Genomic DNA, 17,589 nt, shown 5'->3' on the forward strand with positions numbered 1-17,589 from the left:
CCAACGCACGTCGCCGGTGGGAGCAGAGATAGCCCGAGGGAATTGAATAATGGTTATCGTGAACGGTTATTAAAAACTGTCATTTCTGACAGTTGGCAGGGTTTTTCGACTGAGTATATTGGGCTTGTGGCGGTACACATCAGGGAGAAAGACCATGAATTTGTCCGAATTGAAAAAGCTCGTGCAAGCCAGGATCGACGAGAAGGCCAACATCATCCTGGATGAAAAGGTTGTTAATGACGGCGCTGCATTTGGTGAACTGCAGATCTATTTTTGCCTGCGTCGCATTCTGAATAAAAAAGCCACTCTTGAAGATTTTGGTGTCTTGCACGCGGTGAGTGATTTGCTGCAGGCGACGGGCGTTATTTCTGCGAATCAGACGCTGGGCTCAAGAGTTGCCCCCTGATTCGGGATGTTTCCTCGCGGCAGGAACAGTCAATGAAAAGTGAGGTGTTGGAAATGGACGATTTAGAGCAACGTGTTAGAGCGTTAGTTGCTGATCATTTGAGAATCGATGAGGACCAAGTCAAAAATGAAAGCAGCTTTGTCGGCGATCTGGGGATGGACCCAGTGGGCCGGGTGGAATTGGTGAACCTGTTGGGGGAAGAGTTTGGTGTGTCGATCGAAGACTCTGTAGCCGAAACTTTTACAACGGTGCAGGACGCGATCGTTATTGTTGTACGTTATCTAAAAGCAAATCAATGATCAGTACAATACGGCAACCTGTTATGCCCTGTGGGGAACCGCCGAGGGTTGCTGCTCACAGGGGAATGCCAAGCACAAAAAAACGGCCCGAAGGCCGTTTTTTGTTGGCTGAAACACATCAACCGCCGAGGTACGCCTCGCGTACTTTCGGGTCGGTCAGCAGCGCTTCACCGGTGCCTTGCATGACCACGCGGCCGTTCTCCAGAACGTAGGCGCGGTCAGCGATTTTCAGCGCCTGGTTGGCGTTCTGCTCGACCAGGAACACCGTCACACCATCCTTGCGCAGCATTTCGATGATGTCGAAAATCTGCTGGATGATGATCGGTGCCAGGCCCAGCGACGGCTCGTCAAGCAGCAGCAGTTTTGGCTTGCTCATCAGCGCACGGCCGATGGCGAGCATTTGCTGTTCGCCGCCGGACATGGTGCCGCCGCGCTGGTTGAAGCGTTCTTTCAGGCGCGGGAACAGGCCGAGGACCTTGTCCATTTGTTCCTGGTAGTCGCCCTTGTCGGTGAAGAAGCCGCCCATGGAGAGGTTTTCTTCAACGGTCAGACGGGCGAATACCCGACGACCTTCCGGCACCACCGCGATGCTCTTGCGCATGATCTGCGACGAGTCCTGGCCGACCAGTTCCTCACCCATGTAGCGGATGCTGCCGCTGTGCGCTTGCGGTGAACCGCAGAGCGTCATCAGCAGCGTGGACTTGCCGGCACCGTTGGCGCCGATCAGGGTCACGATCTCGCCCTGACGGACTTCGACGTTGACGCTGTGCAGGGCCTGGATCTTGCCGTAGAAGGTGGAAACGTTTTCGAACTGCAGCATTTACGCTTCCCCCAGGTAGGCTTTGATCACTTCAGGATTGTCGCGGATCTGTTCCGGTGTGCCGTCGGCCAGAGGCGTGCCCTGGTTGATCACGACGATGTGGTCGGAAATGCTCATGACCAGTTTCATGTCGTGTTCGATCAGCAGCACGGTGACGTTGTGCTCTTCGCGCAGCACGCCGATCAGCGCCTTGAGGTCTTCGGTTTCCTTCGGGTTCAGACCGGCCGCCGGTTCGTCGAGCATGAGGATCCGTGGACGGGTCATCATGCAGCGAGCGATTTCCAGACGCCGTTGCTGACCGTAGGCCAGGGTGCCGGCGGTACGGTTGGCGAACTCTTTGAGGTTGACCTTTTCCAGCCAGTACTCGGCAAATTCCATGGCCTCGCGCTCGCTTTTGCGAAACGCCGGGGTCTTGAACAGACCGGCCAGGAAGTTGGTGTTCAGGTGACGGTGCTGGGCGATCAACAGGTTTTCGACCGCCGTCATGTCCTTGAACAAGCGCACGTTCTGGAAGGTGCGCACCACGCCTTTGAGGGCGATCTTGTGGCCCGGCAGGCCTTGGATCGGCTCGCCGTCCAGCAGGATGCTGCCGCCGGTGGGCTGATAGAAACCGGTCAGGCAGTTGAACACAGTGGTCTTGCCCGCGCCGTTCGGCCCGATCAATGCAACCACCTGTTTCTCTTTGACGGTCAGGGCCACACCGTTGACCGCCAGCAAGCCGCCGAAGCGCATGCTCAGGTTTTCGACTTTAAGAATCTCGCGGCTCATTTTCGCAACTCCATGTGTGGGCGTTGCATCGGCAGCAGACCTTGTGGACGCCAGATCATCATCAACACCATCAGGGCGCCGAACATCAACATCCGGTACTCGCTGAACTCACGCATCATTTCCGGCAACAGGATCATCACCACGGCCGCGAGAATCACGCCCAGTTGCGAGCCCATGCCACCCAGTACGACGATGGCGAGGATGATCGCCGACTCGATGAAGGTGAACGACTCCGGCGTCACCAGACCCTGACGTGCAGCGAAGAAGCTACCGGCGAAACCGGCGAACGCAGCGCCGAGGGTGAAGGCGGACAGCTTGATGATCGTCGGATTCAGCCCCAGCGCACGGCAGGCGATTTCGTCTTCACGCAGCGCTTCCCACGCACGGCCGATCGGCATGCGCAGCAGGCGGTTGATGACGAACAGCGCCGCCAGCGCCAGCAACAGGGCAACGAGGTAGAGGAAGATCACCTTGTTGATCGAGTTGTATTGCAGGCCGAAATACTCGTGGAAGGTTTGCATGCCTTCCGCAGCTTTGCGTTCGAAGGTCAGACCGAAGAACGTCGGTTTCTCGATGTTGCTGATGCCGTTCGGACCGCCGGTGATGTCGGTCAGGTTACGCAGGAACAGACGGATGATCTCGCCGAAGCCGAGGGTTACGATCGCCAGATAGTCACCGCGCAAACGCAACACCGGGAAGCCCAGCAGGAAACCGAACGTCGCCGCCATCAGGCCGGCAATCGGCAGGCAGATCCAGAAGCTCATGCCGTAGTAGTGCGACAACAGCGCGTAGCTGTAGGCGCCGACGGCGTAGAAGCCGACGTAACCGAGGTCAAGCAGACCGGCCAGACCGACGACGATGTTCAGGCCGAGGCCGAGCATCACGTAGATCAGGATCAGCGTCGCGATGTCCACCGCGCCACGCGAGCCGAAGAACGGCCACACCAGCGCCACCAGAATCAGCGCAATGATGAAATAGCGCTGGGTGGTCGGCAGAGTCAGGAAGTTGCTGGCCTTGGCCGGAATCAGCGGCAAGCCCGGCGAGGATCGCCAGGCCTTGCTGATCTGCTGATTGAACAGCACGCGCAGGAACATCAGTACCGAGCAGATGGCGATGGTCGCCAGCACGGCCGGGCTGGTGTTGTGCACTTCCAGGTTGATGCCGACGATGGTCAGTTTCAGACCGAGTACCGGGTAGGCCACGGCCCACACCAGCAAAGCGCTGAACAGCGCCTGTTTAAGATTCCTAGTCATACTTTCTCAACCTCCGGACGGCCCAGAATGCCGGTCGGACGGAACAACAGCACCAGAACCAACAAGCCGAAAGCCACGACGTCCTTGTACTGGTCGCCGAAGATATCGGCACCAAAGGCTTCCGCCACCCCAAGCACCAGCCCGCCGAGCATGGCGCCGGGGATGCTGCCTATACCGCCCAGTACCGCTGCGGTGAAGGCTTTGAGGCCGACGAGGAAACCGGCGTTCGGGTTGATTACGCCGTACTGCATGCTCAGCAGCACAGCCGCAACGGCCGCCAGCGCGGCACCGATGACGAAGGTCAGGGCAATGATGTTGTTGGTGTTGATGCCGAGCAGGTTGGCCATCTTGATGTCTTCGGCGCAGGCGCGGCAGGCGCGACCCAGGCGAGAGCGGGAGATGAACAGGGTCAGGCCGAGCATGGCGATCAGGGTCACCACGAACACCACGATCTGCATGTAGGAAATCAGCACTTCTTGTGCGCCACCTGGGCCGAAGGCAATGTTGCCCGGAATCAGGTTGGGGATAGCTTTGTCCTTGGAGTCTTGCGCCAGCAGAACGGTGTTCTGCAGGAAGATCGACATACCGATCGCGGAAATCAGCGGGATCAGACGGTTGCTGCCGCGCAACGGGCGGTAGGCAATGCGTTCGATGCTGTAACCGTAGGAACTGGTGACGACGATGCTGGCGATAAACGCTGCGGTCATCAACAGCGGGACACTGTCGAGTCCCATCATGGTCAGCCCGGCGATGGCGATGAACGCCACGTAGGAACCGATCATGTACACCTCGCCGTGGGCGAAGTTGATCATTCCAATGATGCCGTAAACCATCGTGTAGCCGATGGCGATCAGGGCATACATGCTGCCAACGTTCAGGCCGTTAACCAGCTGTTGGAAGAAGTGATAGATGTCAGGCATTACAGCGCTCCTAAAAACCTGATACGCATTTCACTGGTGGAGTCATTTTCCCGCCCGGCCCCGTGGATCTTTATCCACTTCGAATCCGGGTTTTGCCAGCGAACCGCTGATGACGGTTTTGAGATTTTCAGGTGGGGAGACTGGCGGATCACGCCAGCGCGGCCCAATACATTCGTAAAACAAAGCCCACGGCACGCCGTGGGCTTTATTGGCAGTCAGTCAGGCAGCGCCTTACTGAGGCGACACTTCGGTTTTCGGCTTGCCGTTGTGCCACTCGTAGACCACGAATTTGAAGTCTTTCAAGTCGCCCTTGGCGTCGAAACTCAGGTCGCCAGTAGGCGTCTTGAAGGTGCCGGCGTGAATGGCTTCAGCCACTTTCGCCGCGTCTTCGGACTTGGCTGCCTTGATGCCTTCGGCAATCACTTCAACCGCCGAGTAGGAAGGGAACACGAACGGGCCGCTCGGGTCTTCTTTCTTCGCCTTGAAAGCATCGGCCAGGGCAATGTTGGCTGGATCCTGGTCGAAGGATTTCGGCAGGGTCACCAGCAGGCCTTCGGCCGCGTCTTTGGCGATCTGGGTGATCGAGTCGTTACCCACGCCTTCCGGACCCATGAACTTGGCTTTCAGGCCTTTTTCCTGGGCTTGACGCAGAATCAGACCCAGCTCCGGGTGGTAGCCGCCGTAGTAAACGAAGTCGACGTTGGCTTGTTTGAGTTTGGCGATGATCGCCGAGAAGTCTTTGTCGCCGGCGTTGACGCCTTCGAACACGGCAACCTTGGTGCCTTTCTTCTCAAGGGTCGATTTCACGGCGGTGGCGATGCCTTCACCGTACTGCTGTTTGTCGTGCAGCACGCCAACGATTTTCGGTTTGACGTGATCTGCAATGTAGTTACCGGCGGCAGGGCCCTGGGCGCTGTCGAGACCGATGGTGCGGAAGATCATTTTGTAACCACGGGCGGTGATGTCCGGGCTGGTAGCAGCCGGGGTGATCATGATCACGCCTTCGTCTTCGTAGATGTCCGAAGCCGGTTGAGTGGAGCTGGAGCACAGGTGACCAACCACGAACTTGACGCCGTCGTTGACGACCTTGTTCGCGACCGCTACCGCTTGTTTCGGATCGCAGGCATCGTCGTATTCAACGGCTTCGAGCTTCTTGCCGTCGACGCCGCCCTTGGCGTTGATTTGCTCGATGGCCATTTTCGCGCCACTGAACTGCATGTCGCCGTACTGGGCTACAGGACCGGTTTTAGGACCGGCGATACCGATTTTGATGGTGTCAGCTGCGAACGAATGGCTGGCAACCCCGGCCAGAACCATAGCGGCAAACAGTTTGGAAATCTGCTTAGTAGCCTTAGTCATAGTGCTCCACTCTTACTGTTGTAATTTTTTTGAGTTCTGGCGCCGTAGCAGCAGAACCGGGTCAGATATCTTTGCGATACCCTCCGGAAATGCCCCCGGCAACTGTACCGGTACAGTGTAGAGCGCCGGTTGTCAGCCTGGGAAGCGGGCGCCGAGGGGCAAAACTTCGGGGTGTCGCATTTTTGAATGAAAAAGACAGAATTGCGGCGGGGCGTTCGTGGGCATATATCCCAATCAGCAGCATTCCCTGGCGTTCCTGCTCTTTTCGTTCGGTGCAGCCATTTGCAACCGGGTTTTGCTGACGGACCACCGACGTTATTATTCGCGTCGATTTCTTTTCCGGACAGCACCCATGAGTCAAGAACCTAGCACCCTCTATGCCAAGCTGCTTGGTGAAACCGCATCTATTACCTGGAAAGAGTTGGAGCCGTTCTTCGCCAAGGGTGCCCTATTGTGGGTCGACCCTGCGCTGGATTTGATCGCCGCTGCCGAGGCCGTGGCGTCGGATGATGGCGAGAAAGTGGCTGCCTGGCTGGCCGAAGACAAGGTCGCCAAGCTCTCTGAAACGCGGGCGCTGGATCTTTTCGAGCGTGATCCGTCGTTGTGGGCGGTGGTGGTTTCGCCGTGGATTATGATCCAGGAAAGGGCGGGCACTTCTGCTGCCGCACCTTGATGGTGCGAACGGTCATCAGCGAAAAGTGTGTAGCGGAGTAGCGTGATGGCACGTTGCCGTAGAGAAACGCCACAAGCGCGGGCGGGCTCACGGTGACGTAAACGTAACGGGAACAGTTTAGTGAGCAGCCTAACGGCTGCTTAATTGTTTCTGGATATTGGAAAGGCTGGATTCTTCAGGGAATCGGCTGACCCCTTCGCGAGCAAGCTCGCGCCCACAGGGGAACGCATTCCAAATGTGGGAGCGAGCTTGCTCGCGAAGGGGGCGACTCGGTCGTGGATCAGACCGTGAATGATTTGCCGGTATGGTTATTGAGGGAAATAACCTTGGTCTTGCCAATCCGGTGACGGTAAATCTCGCGCAGGTACTTGATCGACTTCTTCACGCAATCACGCGACAAACGAATGTCGTTGATCGAGACAAACTTCTCTTTGTCGTTGATCAACTCGCGGTACTTCTTCTCGTACATCGGTTTTATCGCGTACCAGTTAGTGTCGAGGATCTTCGCCGGGTTCTCGAATTCGTTGAGCAGGTCGTCGATGCGGTCTTCGTCGAACTCTTCGTTGATGATGAAATCGAGGATCGAGTTGTCCAGGGTCTCGTCGAAACGGTACGGGTTCTTCGCGAAGCAGCGCTTGATGAACGCCACGATCAAGGTCAGGAAGTCATCCGACAGGCACGGGCTCTTGGCGATCAACGTGGTCAGCGAGAGGTTGGCCGAGGCGCCGATCACCAGCGCGTAACGCTTGAGCGTGGTATTCGGGAACAGGCTGTTGAGGTGAGTCTTCAACCGGTTCAGGTCCATGTACGACAGCTTGTAGTCTTTCGGCAACGAGACAATCGAGACCACCGACGAGCAGTTCTTGAAGAAGTGCAGGTCGTGCAGCGCGGCAGCGTCGTAGCCGGAATTCTTGTACTGCTCCAGCGAAGCGCGATAACGCTTGGACTCGATCGGCAACAGGCTGATGCCTTCAATCGCCTGGGTGACTTTGTTGAAGTGCGGCAGGTCGATCGAGCGGAAGAACAGGTCGTCGATGTTCAGGCGCTGCGGCTCTTTGTCGAACACTTTGAACTTGTCGCTGCTCGGCGGCGGGGTTTCCGGCACCACCGATTCGGCGTAGGCAATTGCCACCGGGCCAGCCAGACTCATGAACAGGTCGTTGGCGTCGAGGCGAATGGTTTCGCCGATGTCGATGCCGGCGCGGCGGAAGTAGTTCTGGTCGTAGTCCGTGGTGACGGCCTGCGCTGTCAGAATGTTGAAGATCTGCTGCGAGATGTATTGATTGGCGTGCTTCTCCATCGCATTGACATCAATGTTCTGGATGTTGCCGTCATCGCTTTCTTCGGCGTAACGCATGATGTCGTTGGAGATCAGCATCATCGCGTTCCAAGGGCGGATACGGCCCATGACGCTGGCTTCGCTGCTGTCTTCATTGGCGAAGTTGTAGGAGAAATCCCACTCTTCCGAAAGATATTTGCACAGCAGGCGACCGGCGTTGATGTGCAGCGCCTCGGACATTTCGCTGCGGTGATCGGAAATGTTCGGCAGCACGCAGATGCCGCTGGTGAATATCGGTTCGAACACGAACGAATGCCCGCTCTTGCCGTCATGCTCATCCATCGGCTTGGTGTCGAACGTCTTGTTCATGTACGAGTGCTGCTGCGCCAGGCCGAATTCCGAGGCCATGCCGGAACCGGTACCGCCGCCGGCACTGAAGATCGAGAAATACAGGCGCGACTGGTTGGCCTTGATGCCGCAGCTGTCGATCAGGTACGAATGGATCATTTTCCAGTCAGGGCTGGAGAAACGCTGGGTGTCCTTGTTGAGGATGATCTTCGCCAGGTACTGGCCGAGGATCGGCGCGTTACCGGCGCCACCGGCGTGGACTTCGGACAAGTCCATGATCTTCATTTTGCTGTAGTCGCGCAGGAAGCCGCTTTTCTCGCCCTTGCGCGAGAAACGGATGCGCCCGGCGATGTCCTTGTCGAGGTCGCCGAGCATCACCAGCGGTTCGACCAGGAACACCGGTTTGGTCGATTTGTTCGGGCCGATGCGCAGGTTGTTCTTGATCCACTGGGCCGGGCTGTAACCCTTGTCGGCCAGACGCCGATCTGCCGCGCGGTCTTCGTTGTTGAATTCGTTGAGGTAAAACTTGCGCGCGTTGTACACCAGCTCCGCGACATCGAGCGCGATGTTGGAGCCGCAGCGACCGAGGCCGATCAGGCACACCGACGGGAATTCCTGATCGTTGTGCTGTTCGTTATCGCCTTCCAGGTGCGGCGGGCGCGGGAACACCAGATCACGCAAACCGTCGAGGTTGTCGAGGATGCGGTCGGTATTGGTTTCGGTGAAGTACAGGTATTGCTGAGTCGACAGCGGGCGCGACGGCAGCAATGGCTTCGACGGTGACGGGCTGTTGGCGGCGGGGCTCAAAGTCAGATCGGATACCGCAGTGGCGGGATTGTTTTTAGAAGTCATTGTGCGCCATATACCTGGACTGGGTTGGCTCGCGGGCTTTTGCCTGCGAACCTCACGGAATAAGATCTCGCGTCTTTGTGCGCGAATTGAGCCCGAGCATCAGGTTTTTGGCCTGACTGTCGCTGGGGGGAATCCTTTCCTGATCGTTGATGAATCGGCCATTATTCGGCGATCTTTAATCGAAAAGAGGCAAAATGATGTCAACGCTACCTTCGTTGGGGTTCGCCGGAATCGGTCTGATGGGCCTGCCCATGTGCCGGCGTCTGTTGGCGGCGGGTTATCCGCTGACCGTGTGGAACCGCAACCCGGCCAAGTGCGCGCCATTGGTCGAAGCCGGCGCGCGACAGGTAGCGAGCCCCGCTGAACTGTGCGAACACGCCGACGTGGTGATGCTGTGTCTGGCCGACACGGCGGTGGTTCGCCAGGTGGTTTTTGGTGCTGAAGGTATCGCCGAAGGCGCGAAAAACGGCCAGTTGCTGGTGGACTTTTCCAGCCTTGAGCCGACCGCCACGCGCGAGATGGCCACAGAACTGGCGGAGAAAACCGGCATGGCCTGGCTGGATTCACCGGTGTCCGGCGGCGTGGTCGGTGCCGAGGCGGGCAGTCTGGCAATCATGGTCGGTGGTAACGCTGCGGATCTTGAGCGGGTGCGCTCGGTGTTGCTCAATCTCGGTCAGCGCGTCACGCACATGGGCGGAATTGGCGCAGGGCAGGTGACCAAGGCCTGCAATCAGATGATCGTCGCCTGCAATGCTTTGGTCATCGCTGAAGTGGTGGCACTTGCCGAACAGGCTGGAGTCGACGCGAGCCTGATCGCTGAAGCGCTGGCCGGCGGTTTTGCCGATTCGAAACCGCTGCAGATCCTCGCCCCGCAAATGGCTGACAGCCGTTTCGAACCGATCAAATGGCACGTGCGCACATTGCTCAAGGATCTCGACACCGCCGTCAAATTCTCCCGCGAACAGGGTTCGGCGACGCCGATCAGCGGATTGGCCGCACAACTGATGCGCCTGCATGGGGCGCAAGGCTATTTGGCGCAGGATCCAGCGACACTGGTGCAAATGTACCGCGCGCCAGAATCAGCGGATTGACCGTGTGTGAATGCTTGCGCTGATTGATTTCTTCCAGCACCGGGCGCAACTCGTCCAGCGGCACGGGGCGACTGAGCAGGTAACCCTGGATGAAATCGCAGCCCGAGCGTTCAAGGAATTCGTACTGCTCCAGACTTTCGACGCCTTCGGTCACCACCTGCAAGTGCAGAGTGTGGGCCATGACGATGATCGCCTGGACGATCTCCATGTCGGCGGTCGCCGTGGGAATGTCGAGGATAAACGAGCGGTCGATTTTCAGGGTGTTGAGCGGCAGGCGTTTGAGGTAGGCCAGCGAGGAATAACCGGTGCCGAAGTCGTCGATCGACAGTGAGACGCCAAGCGCGCGGATCTGTCTCAGCAATACCAGGGTGTTGGCAATGTTGCCCATCAACGCGTTTTCGGTGACTTCCAGTTCCAGCCGTCCCGGCGCCACCCCGGCGGTGCGTAATGCGCTTTCGATTTCCGTGGCCAGTTCTTCCCGGGCGAGGTTGAGCGGTGAGCAGTTCCAGGCAATTTTCAGTTCTTCGCAGCCATGCCGCGAGAGTTCGCCCAGATCCTTGCAGGCCCGGCGCAGCACCCAATTATCCAGCTCGGCAATCAGGCCGTTATTTTCAGCGATGGAGATAAAGCGATCCGGGGTCAGCAACCCGTGCAGTGGATGCTGCCAGCGGATCAGTGCTTCAAGCTTGGTGACGCGGCCGGTCTTCAGTTCGAAGATTGGTTGGTAATACAGCGTCAGGCCGTTTTCTTCGCGCAAGGCGTGGCGCAATTCTTCTTCCAGTTGCAGCTCGAAGCTGGCGCGGGTCTTGAGGTTGGAACTGAAAAAATGCAGGCCGTTGCGCCCCGCGCCTTTGGATTGATACAGCGCCAGATCTGCGTGTTTGAGCAATTCTTCGCAGGTGCTGCCATCCTCCGGAAACAGACTGATGCCGATGCTGGTGGTCATCACCATGCGGCGTCCGGCCAGTTCGATCGGCTCCTTCATCTTGAGCATGATGCGCTGGGCCATGTTGCGGGCTTCTTCGCGGTCACGCAGATTGATTAGGATGCAGAACTCGTCGCCGCCGAAACGCGCGACCACGTCTTCATGGCTGCGCACCGAGCCTTTGATGTGCTGGGCGATGACTTTGAGCAGTTCGTCACCGGCGTCATGGCCGAGGCTGTCGTTGATCCGTTTGAAGTGGTCGATGTCGAGAAACATCACCGCGAGCATGCCGCCTTCGCTGGTTTTCTGGCTGAGTTTCTCGGCGAAGATCTGGTTGAAACCGCGCCGGTTGATCAGGTTGGTCAGTGCGTCGTAGTTGGCCGCTTGTTGCAGCGACATGCGCGCCTGATCGAGCTGGCTGAGCAGGGCGTTGACGCGGCGCAGGTCCTCTTCTTTGTTCTGCAGTTTCTTGTCGGCCAGCGCCGCACTGATCGCACTGCCAAGGATCAGCAGGATGATCAGCGCCACGGTCAGGCCCAGTTGCAGATGCCCGTTATCGCCGCCGCTCGCTATCAGGCCTCCCTCGGGAAGAACCAGATCCAGCGCAGCCATGCCGGTGAAATGCATGCTGATGATGCCGGCGCCGAGAATCAGCGCAGCGCCGTACTTGAGCAAATGATGCGCCACGCCGCTGCCTTCGCTCAGATAGCGGGCCACCCACAGCGCGGCGAAACTGGCGCCGATGGCGATCGCCACAGACAGCGCGAACAGTCCTGGCTGATAGTAGGCGGTGGCGCTCGACTTCATCGCCGCCATGCCAACGTAATGCATGCCGGCGATGCCCAGGCCGATGACAAACGCGGTTTTCAAGCAATGCAACGCACTCGGCTGCGCTTCGCTCAAAGTTTGCATGGCCAGCCAAGAGGCGAGCAGGGCGATCAGCAACGAGAAAAGGGTGATGCCAAGGTCGTACTGAATGTCGATCGGTGTCTGGAAAGCCAGCATGCCGATAAAATGCATGGCCCAGATGCCGCCGGCCAGGCAGGTCGCGCCGATCCAGCGCCAGCTCCGCCGCGATCCCGGATCTTCGGCATTTACAACGCGCTCAGCCATATCCAGGGTGGCGAAACTGGCTGCGCAGGCGACCAGATACGCAACCATCACCAGGAGAGGGTTGTGACTGCAATCGAGGATGACCTGCCCGCTCTCCGGCAGCTCGGCAACAAACTGCAAACCAAGCCACTCCATAGCATGCCCCGTCTCTGAAGTCGTCCCGAGTGCGCGTTGAACGCAGTTGAATGTCAGGAGTATAGAGGCCGATTTCGGCGTGCAAGCGGTAGTGGCACATTGGCGCTAATGATTTTGGCATTAGCGTCATAGCGATTGGCGCTAAAAGCTTAAGCGATCTGTTCGAAAGGGATTTGCGCCCAATCGGGTTGCAGGGGCGGCAAGCCGAAACGCGCGCGGGCCTTATCGCAATCGACATTCTGCTCGCCGTTTTCCCATGACGACTCGAATTCGCGGCAGGGGCTGGAGCGCAGTTCATAAATCGAGCACTTCACCTCGCTGCCGACTTCACCGACCAACGCCGTGCAACGCGGCGATTTGCAGTCGGTGCCGTTCATCGCCACCCGGCTGGGGCTGATCTGTGTGACCAGTTCATCAGGCACCGTGCCGCCGGAAGATGCGCACTCACCCCAAAAGAAAGACACGCGAAAATGGGAACAGCAGGCACCGCAATTCAGACACGGACTGACTTCAGACATGGGCGAGGGTATCAAAGGGATTGATCGGGAGATCCGGACGGATCCGGCGGCCATTCTAGGCTTTGCCGCAGACTTGGGAAGGGGGGCAGGAAACTATTTTTTTGTGGCAAGGTTTTGCCGCAAAAGCCCCGGTTTTCGGGGGATTTCAGGCTTATCAAGGGCTTACGTTTCGTTACAGTGCCATGGGCCGATATCAGGCAGACGAATGATCACAGACAGCCTTTGCGCGGCTGACTAGATTGCAGGTTCCGGGCTCGGATGCGGTGGCAGTGAAGCCCTATAACAATAAAGAGACGGACCCATGCAGAACTCGACCCAAGCGGCGAATGCCTGGCGCATTCTGTTCCTGCTGTTCCTCGCCAACCTGTTCAACTTTTTCGACCGCACCATTCCGGCGATCATCATCGAGCCGATCCGCATGGAATGGCACCTCAGTGACTTTCAACTGGGCATCGTCGGTACCGCATTCACCATTGTTTACGCGATTGCCGGACTGCCGCTGGGGCGGATGGCCGATACCGGTTCGCGCAGCAAGCTGATGGGCTGGGGCCTGGCGACGTGGAGTGCGCTGACGGCAGTCAATGGCCTGGTCGGCAGTTTCTGGAGCTTCCTGATCGTGCGCATGGGCATCGGCATCGGTGAAGCCAGTTATGCGCCGGCGGCCAATTCGCTGATCGGTGATTTGTTTCCGGCTCATCGGCGGGCGCGGGCGATGGGCATTTTCATGCTCGGTTTGCCGTTAGGGCTGTTGTTGGCGTTTTTCACCATCGGGGCGATGGTCAAGGCGTTCGACAGCTGGCGTGCGCCGTTCTTTATTGCCGCAGTACCAGGGCTGATCCTGGCGATTTTCATGTTCTTCATTAAAGAGCCAAAGCGCGGGGCGGCGGAAACCGTGCAGGTTTCGCAAGAAAAGGTCGACAAGCCGATCCGGCGGATTCTCGCAGTGCCGACTTTTCTCTGGCTGGTGATGGCCGGGTTGTGCTTCAACTTTGCCACGTATGCCTGTAACTCGTTTCTGGTGCCGATGCTGCAACGCTATTTCCTCATGCCGTTGCAGGAAGCGGCGGTGGCCACCGGAGTTATCGTTGGCGTGACCGGGCTGGTCGGCTTGACCCTGGGCGGCTGGATTGCCGACAAGATTCACCAGCGTGTGGCCAACGGGCGGCTGCTGTTTGCGGCGTTCAGTCTGATTATCTCGACCTTGTGCACGGCGTGGGCGCTGCATTCCGGGCGGATCGAGATTGGCGTGTTTGTCGCGGTGTTCAGTGTCGGCTGGCTGTTCGCCTACAACTTCTACACCTGCGTTTATACGGCGATTCAGGACGTGGTCGAACCGCGCCTGCGAGCGACGGCGATGGCGTTGTTCTTCGCCGGGTTGTATCTGCTGGGCGGCGGTCTTGGACCGGTGGTGGTAGGGGGCTTGTCGGATCATTTCGCGCATACCGCGATGCTGGCGGCTGGGGCGGAGCAGATGACCGAAGCGTTCAAGGCAGTCGGGCTGCATGATGCGATGTACCTGATTCCGGTGGCGCTGTTTTTGACCATGGTGTTTCTGTTTCTGGCGGCGCGGTGTTTTGTGCGCGATGCGCAGCGGATGAAGGCGGGGTTGGTGGCGGTGGTTGAGCCGCAAGTGGCTGCGGCGACTGCATAACCGCTATCGCGAGCAGGCTCACTCCTACAGGGGAACGCATTCCAAATTGTGGGAGCGAGCTTGCTCGCGAAGGGGCCATCAGCATCAACTAACAAATAACAGACAAACAAAAAGGCCCGCATCACTGCGGGCCTTGTTGTTTTCAGCGCTGGAGCAGGGCGGTTTAACCCGCCACCAACACCCGAATCGCTTCCAGGCGCAACGCCGCTTTATCCAGCATCGCCAGACCCTGCTCACGTTGCGTGCGCAACGCATCCAGTTCGCTGTCACGTACGGTCGGGTTGACCGCTTGCAACGCGGTCAGGCGCGCCAGTTCTTCGTCGGTGTCGGCCGCCAGACGGCGACGGGCCTCGGCTACACGCTCGGCGTGACGCGGGGCGATCTTGTCTTCACCGGCGTTGATCCGTGGCGTCAACTGATCACGCTGGGCCTGGATGAACTTGTTAGCGCTGGCACGCGGCACGCTTTCCAGCTGATCGTTCAGTGTTTCGAACGATACCCGTGGCGACAGGTCGTTGCCGTTGGCGTCGAGCAGGCAGCGCAGGGCGGCCGGCGGCAGGTAACGACCCAGTTGCAGCGAACGCGGCGCGACCACTTCGCTGACGTAGAGCAGTTCCAGCAGTACGGTGCCCGGTTTCAACGCCTTGTTCTTGATCAACGCGACAGCGGTGTTGCCCATCGAACCGGACAGCACCAGATCCATGCCGCCCTGCACCATCGGGTGTTCCCAGGTGATGAACTGCATGTCTTCGCGCGACAGCGCCTGGTTGCGGTCGTAGGTGATGGTCACGCCTTCGTCGTCGCCCAGCGGGAAACTGGCGTCGAGCATTTTTTCGCTCGGCTTGAGGATCAGGGCGTTTTCCGAATGGTCTTCGCTGTCGATGCCGAACGCGTCGAACAGGGTTTCCATGTAGATCGGCAGGGCAAACTGATCGTCTTGCTCAAGGATGGCCTCGACCAGCGCTTCACCTTCGCCGGCACCGCCGGAGTTCAGCTCCAGCAGACGGTCGCGACCGGTGTGCAGTTCGGCTTCGAGACGCTCGCGCTCGGTGCGTGCTTCGTCGATCAGGGCTTGCCACTCGCTGTCGTCGGCTTCTTCGAGCAGCGGCAGCAGGCGCGGGCCGAACTGGTGCTGCAAGGCGTTGCCAGTCGGGCAGGTGTTGAGGAACGCGTTGAGCGCTTCGTGGTACCACTGGAACAGGCGCTCTTGCGGGCTGGTTTCCAGGTACGGCACGTGCAGTTCGATGATGTGTTTCTGGCCGATCCGGTCGAGACGACCGATACGCTGCTCGAGCAGGTCCGGGTGCGACGGCAGATCGAACAGCACCAGGTGGTGCGCGAACTGGAAGTTGCGACCTTCACTGCCGATTTCCGAGCAGATCAGCACTTGTGCGCCGAATTCTTCGTCGGCGAAGTAGGCGGCGGCGCGGTCACGCTCAAGGATGTTCATGCCTTCGTGGAACACCGTGGCCGGGATGCCGGAACGCACGCGCAAGGCGTCTTCCAGATCCATCGCGGTTTCGGCGTGGGCGCAGATCACCAGCACCTTGGTGCGCTTGAGCATTTTCAGCTGATCGATCAGCCACTCGACACGCGGGTCGAATTTCCACCAGCGCTCTTCTTCGCTGGCGTCCGGCTGGGCCTGGAAGCTGACCTCCGGGTACAGCTCGGCGTGTTCGCCCAGCGGCAGTTCGAGGTATTCGTCCGGGCATGGCAGCGGGTACGGGTGCAGTTTGCGCTCCGGGAAACCCTGCACGGCGGCGCGGGTATTACGGAACAGCACGCGGCCGGTGCCGTGGCGATCGAGCAGTTCACGCACGAGGCGCGCGCTGGCTTCGCTGTCGCCATCGTTGACCGCGGTCAGCAGGGCTTCGCCTTCGTTGCCGAGGAAACCCTGAATGGTTTTGTGCGCTTTGGCCGAGAGACGGCCCTTGTCGAGCAGTTCCTGCACGGCTTCGGCCACCGGGCGATAGTTCTCGCTCTCGGCGCGGAAGGCAGCCAGGTCATGGAAACGGTTCGGGTCGAGCAGGCGCAGACGGGCGAAGTGGCTGTCCTGGCCGAGTTGTTCCGGGGTGGCGGTGAGCAGCAGCACGCCCGGAATGACTTCGGCGAGTTGCTCGACCAGCGAATATTCCGCGCTGGCTTTCTCTTCGTGCCAGACCAGGTGGTGGGCTTCGTCGACCACCAGCAAATCCCAACCGGCCGCGAACAGTGCGTCCTGGGCCTTCTCGTCGTCGACCAGCCACTCCAGCGCAACCAGCGCCAGTTGCGTGTCTTCGAACGGGTTGGCGGCATCGCTTTCGATGAACCGTTCTTCGTCGAACAGCGCAACTTGCAGGTTGAAGCGGCGGCGCATTTCAACCAGCCACTGGTGCTGGAGGTTTTCCGGGACGAGGATCAGCACGCGGTTGGCGCGGCCCGAGAGCAGTTGGCGATGGATCACCAGACCGGCTTCGATGGTTTTACCCAGACCCACTTCGTCCGCCAGCAATACGCGCGGCGCGATACGGTCGGCGACTTCGCGAGCAATGTGCAATTGGTGCGCGATTGGCTGAGCGCGAACGCCACCCAGGCCCCAGAGCGACGATTGCAGCTGGCGGCTGGTGTGTTCGAGGGTGTTGTAACGCAGCGAGAACCACGCCAGCGGATCGATCTGGCCGGCGAACAGACGGTCGCTGGCCAGACGGAACTGAATGAAGTTCGACAGCTGGGTTTCCGGCAGGGTGACGGCTTCGTTCTGCCCGTTGAGACCGTGATAGACCATCAGCCCGTCGACGTCGTCGACTTGTTGCACGGTCATTTTCCAGCCTTCGAAGTGGGTGATGCTGTCACCCGGCGAGAACCGCACGCGGGTCAGGGGCGCATTCCGTAGCGCGTACTGGCGGGTTTCGCCAGTGGCCGGGTAAAGCACGGTCAACAAGCGGCCGTCCTGTGCCAGAACGGTGCCTAAACCAAGCTCTGCTTCGCTGTCACTGATCCAGCGTTGCCCCGGTTGATACTGCTGCGCCATGCTGCCTGACTCCCACCTTGAAAAAGCGGGCTATCTTAACGGAATGCAGGCTTCAGGGCCAAAGATTACTGGCGTAGGCGCTGCCGTAGGCTGCGATCTTTTGATCTTTGAGAACCCTTGAGGTTTGAGCTGTCTGATGAAGATCGCAGCCTTCGGCAGCTCCTGCACG

The 17,589-nt window shown here is 59.0% G+C and carries 14 protein-coding genes; 5 read left to right on the plus strand and 9 right to left on the minus strand.

Annotated elements, in window-relative coordinates; genetic code table 11:
* The first annotated feature begins 154 nt into the window (after window positions 1-154).
* Both AB4O11_RS14935 and AB4O11_RS14940 read left to right on the plus strand, forming a co-directional pair.
* Entirely contained in the window at window positions 155-406 is a 252-nt protein-coding gene (locus tag AB4O11_RS14935) for a hypothetical protein (RefSeq protein WP_093438705.1), read from the plus strand.
* 32 nt (window positions 407-438) lie between these two features.
* Window positions 439-705, plus strand: a complete 267-nt coding sequence (locus AB4O11_RS14940) for an acyl carrier protein (protein WP_437182479.1) — start codon at window positions 439-441, stop codon at window positions 703-705.
* Window positions 706-823: 118 nt separating this feature from the next.
* Here AB4O11_RS14940 and AB4O11_RS14945 read toward each other — a convergent pair whose 3' ends face one another.
* The 5 genes from AB4O11_RS14945 to AB4O11_RS14965 form a co-directional block, all read right to left on the minus strand.
* Window positions 824-1,525: an ABC transporter ATP-binding protein gene (locus AB4O11_RS14945; protein WP_008082262.1), complete on the minus strand. Its 702-nt coding sequence runs from the start codon at window positions 1,523-1,525 to the stop codon at window positions 824-826.
* Window positions 1,526-2,293 (minus strand): high-affinity branched-chain amino acid ABC transporter ATP-binding protein LivG, encoded by a 768-nt coding sequence (gene livG, locus AB4O11_RS14950; protein WP_041478028.1) that lies wholly within the window; start codon window positions 2,291-2,293, stop codon window positions 1,526-1,528.
* Complete coding sequence (locus tag AB4O11_RS14955; protein ID WP_460127319.1) at window positions 2,290-3,546, minus strand: high-affinity branched-chain amino acid ABC transporter permease LivM; 1,257 nt, start codon at window positions 3,544-3,546, stop codon at window positions 2,290-2,292. The genes livG and AB4O11_RS14955 overlap by 4 nt, the downstream gene beginning before the upstream one ends.
* Window positions 3,543-4,466, minus strand: a complete 924-nt coding sequence (gene livH / locus AB4O11_RS14960; RefSeq protein WP_007918526.1) for a high-affinity branched-chain amino acid ABC transporter permease LivH — start codon at window positions 4,464-4,466, stop codon at window positions 3,543-3,545. The genes AB4O11_RS14955 and livH overlap by 4 nt, the downstream gene beginning before the upstream one ends.
* 231 nt (window positions 4,467-4,697) lie before the next feature.
* Window positions 4,698-5,825 (minus strand): branched-chain amino acid ABC transporter substrate-binding protein, encoded by a 1,128-nt coding sequence (locus AB4O11_RS14965; protein ID WP_093438696.1) that lies wholly within the window; start codon window positions 5,823-5,825, stop codon window positions 4,698-4,700.
* Between the two features lie 352 nt (window positions 5,826-6,177).
* On the opposite strand from AB4O11_RS14965, the gene AB4O11_RS14970 reads away from it, so the two are divergent.
* Window positions 6,178-6,498 (plus strand): DUF2288 domain-containing protein, encoded by a 321-nt coding sequence (locus AB4O11_RS14970; protein ID WP_460127322.1) that lies wholly within the window; start codon window positions 6,178-6,180, stop codon window positions 6,496-6,498.
* 280 nt (window positions 6,499-6,778) lie between these two features.
* Here AB4O11_RS14970 and AB4O11_RS14975 read toward each other — a convergent pair whose 3' ends face one another.
* The gene (locus tag AB4O11_RS14975; RefSeq protein ID WP_093438686.1) at window positions 6,779-8,977 is read right to left on the minus strand and encodes a hypothetical protein; all 2,199 of its coding nucleotides are present in this window, start codon (window positions 8,975-8,977) and stop codon (window positions 6,779-6,781) included.
* A gap of 194 nt (window positions 8,978-9,171) precedes the next feature.
* Between AB4O11_RS14975 and AB4O11_RS14980 the strand changes: the two genes are divergently transcribed.
* Entirely contained in the window at window positions 9,172-10,068 is an 897-nt protein-coding gene (locus tag AB4O11_RS14980) for an NAD(P)-dependent oxidoreductase (RefSeq protein WP_460127324.1), read from the plus strand.
* Here the strand turns inward: AB4O11_RS14980 and AB4O11_RS14985 are convergent.
* Window positions 9,959-12,241 (minus strand): putative bifunctional diguanylate cyclase/phosphodiesterase, encoded by a 2,283-nt coding sequence (locus tag AB4O11_RS14985; protein ID WP_093438682.1) that lies wholly within the window; start codon window positions 12,239-12,241, stop codon window positions 9,959-9,961. The genes AB4O11_RS14980 and AB4O11_RS14985 overlap by 110 nt on opposite strands.
* Window positions 12,242-12,390: 149 nt before the next feature.
* Window positions 12,391-12,759 carry a YkgJ family cysteine cluster protein gene (locus AB4O11_RS14990; RefSeq protein ID WP_034155003.1) on the minus strand — a complete coding sequence of 123 codons (369 nt, stop codon included), beginning with the start codon at window positions 12,757-12,759 and terminating at the stop codon, window positions 12,391-12,393.
* A gap of 301 nt (window positions 12,760-13,060) precedes the next feature.
* Here AB4O11_RS14990 and AB4O11_RS14995 point away from each other — a divergent pair, with 301 nt between their 5' ends.
* Complete coding sequence (locus AB4O11_RS14995; RefSeq protein ID WP_460127325.1) at window positions 13,061-14,410, plus strand: spinster family MFS transporter; 1,350 nt, start codon at window positions 13,061-13,063, stop codon at window positions 14,408-14,410.
* Between the two features lie 163 nt (window positions 14,411-14,573).
* Here the strand turns inward: AB4O11_RS14995 and rapA are convergent, their stop codons facing one another.
* Window positions 14,574-17,420, minus strand: coding sequence for an RNA polymerase-associated protein RapA (gene rapA / locus AB4O11_RS15000; protein WP_414926570.1), 2,847 nt, complete (start codon window positions 17,418-17,420; stop codon window positions 14,574-14,576).
* Between the last annotated feature and the right edge of the window lie 169 nt (window positions 17,421-17,589).

Source organism: Pseudomonas sp. H1_D05, from assembly GCF_054682705.1.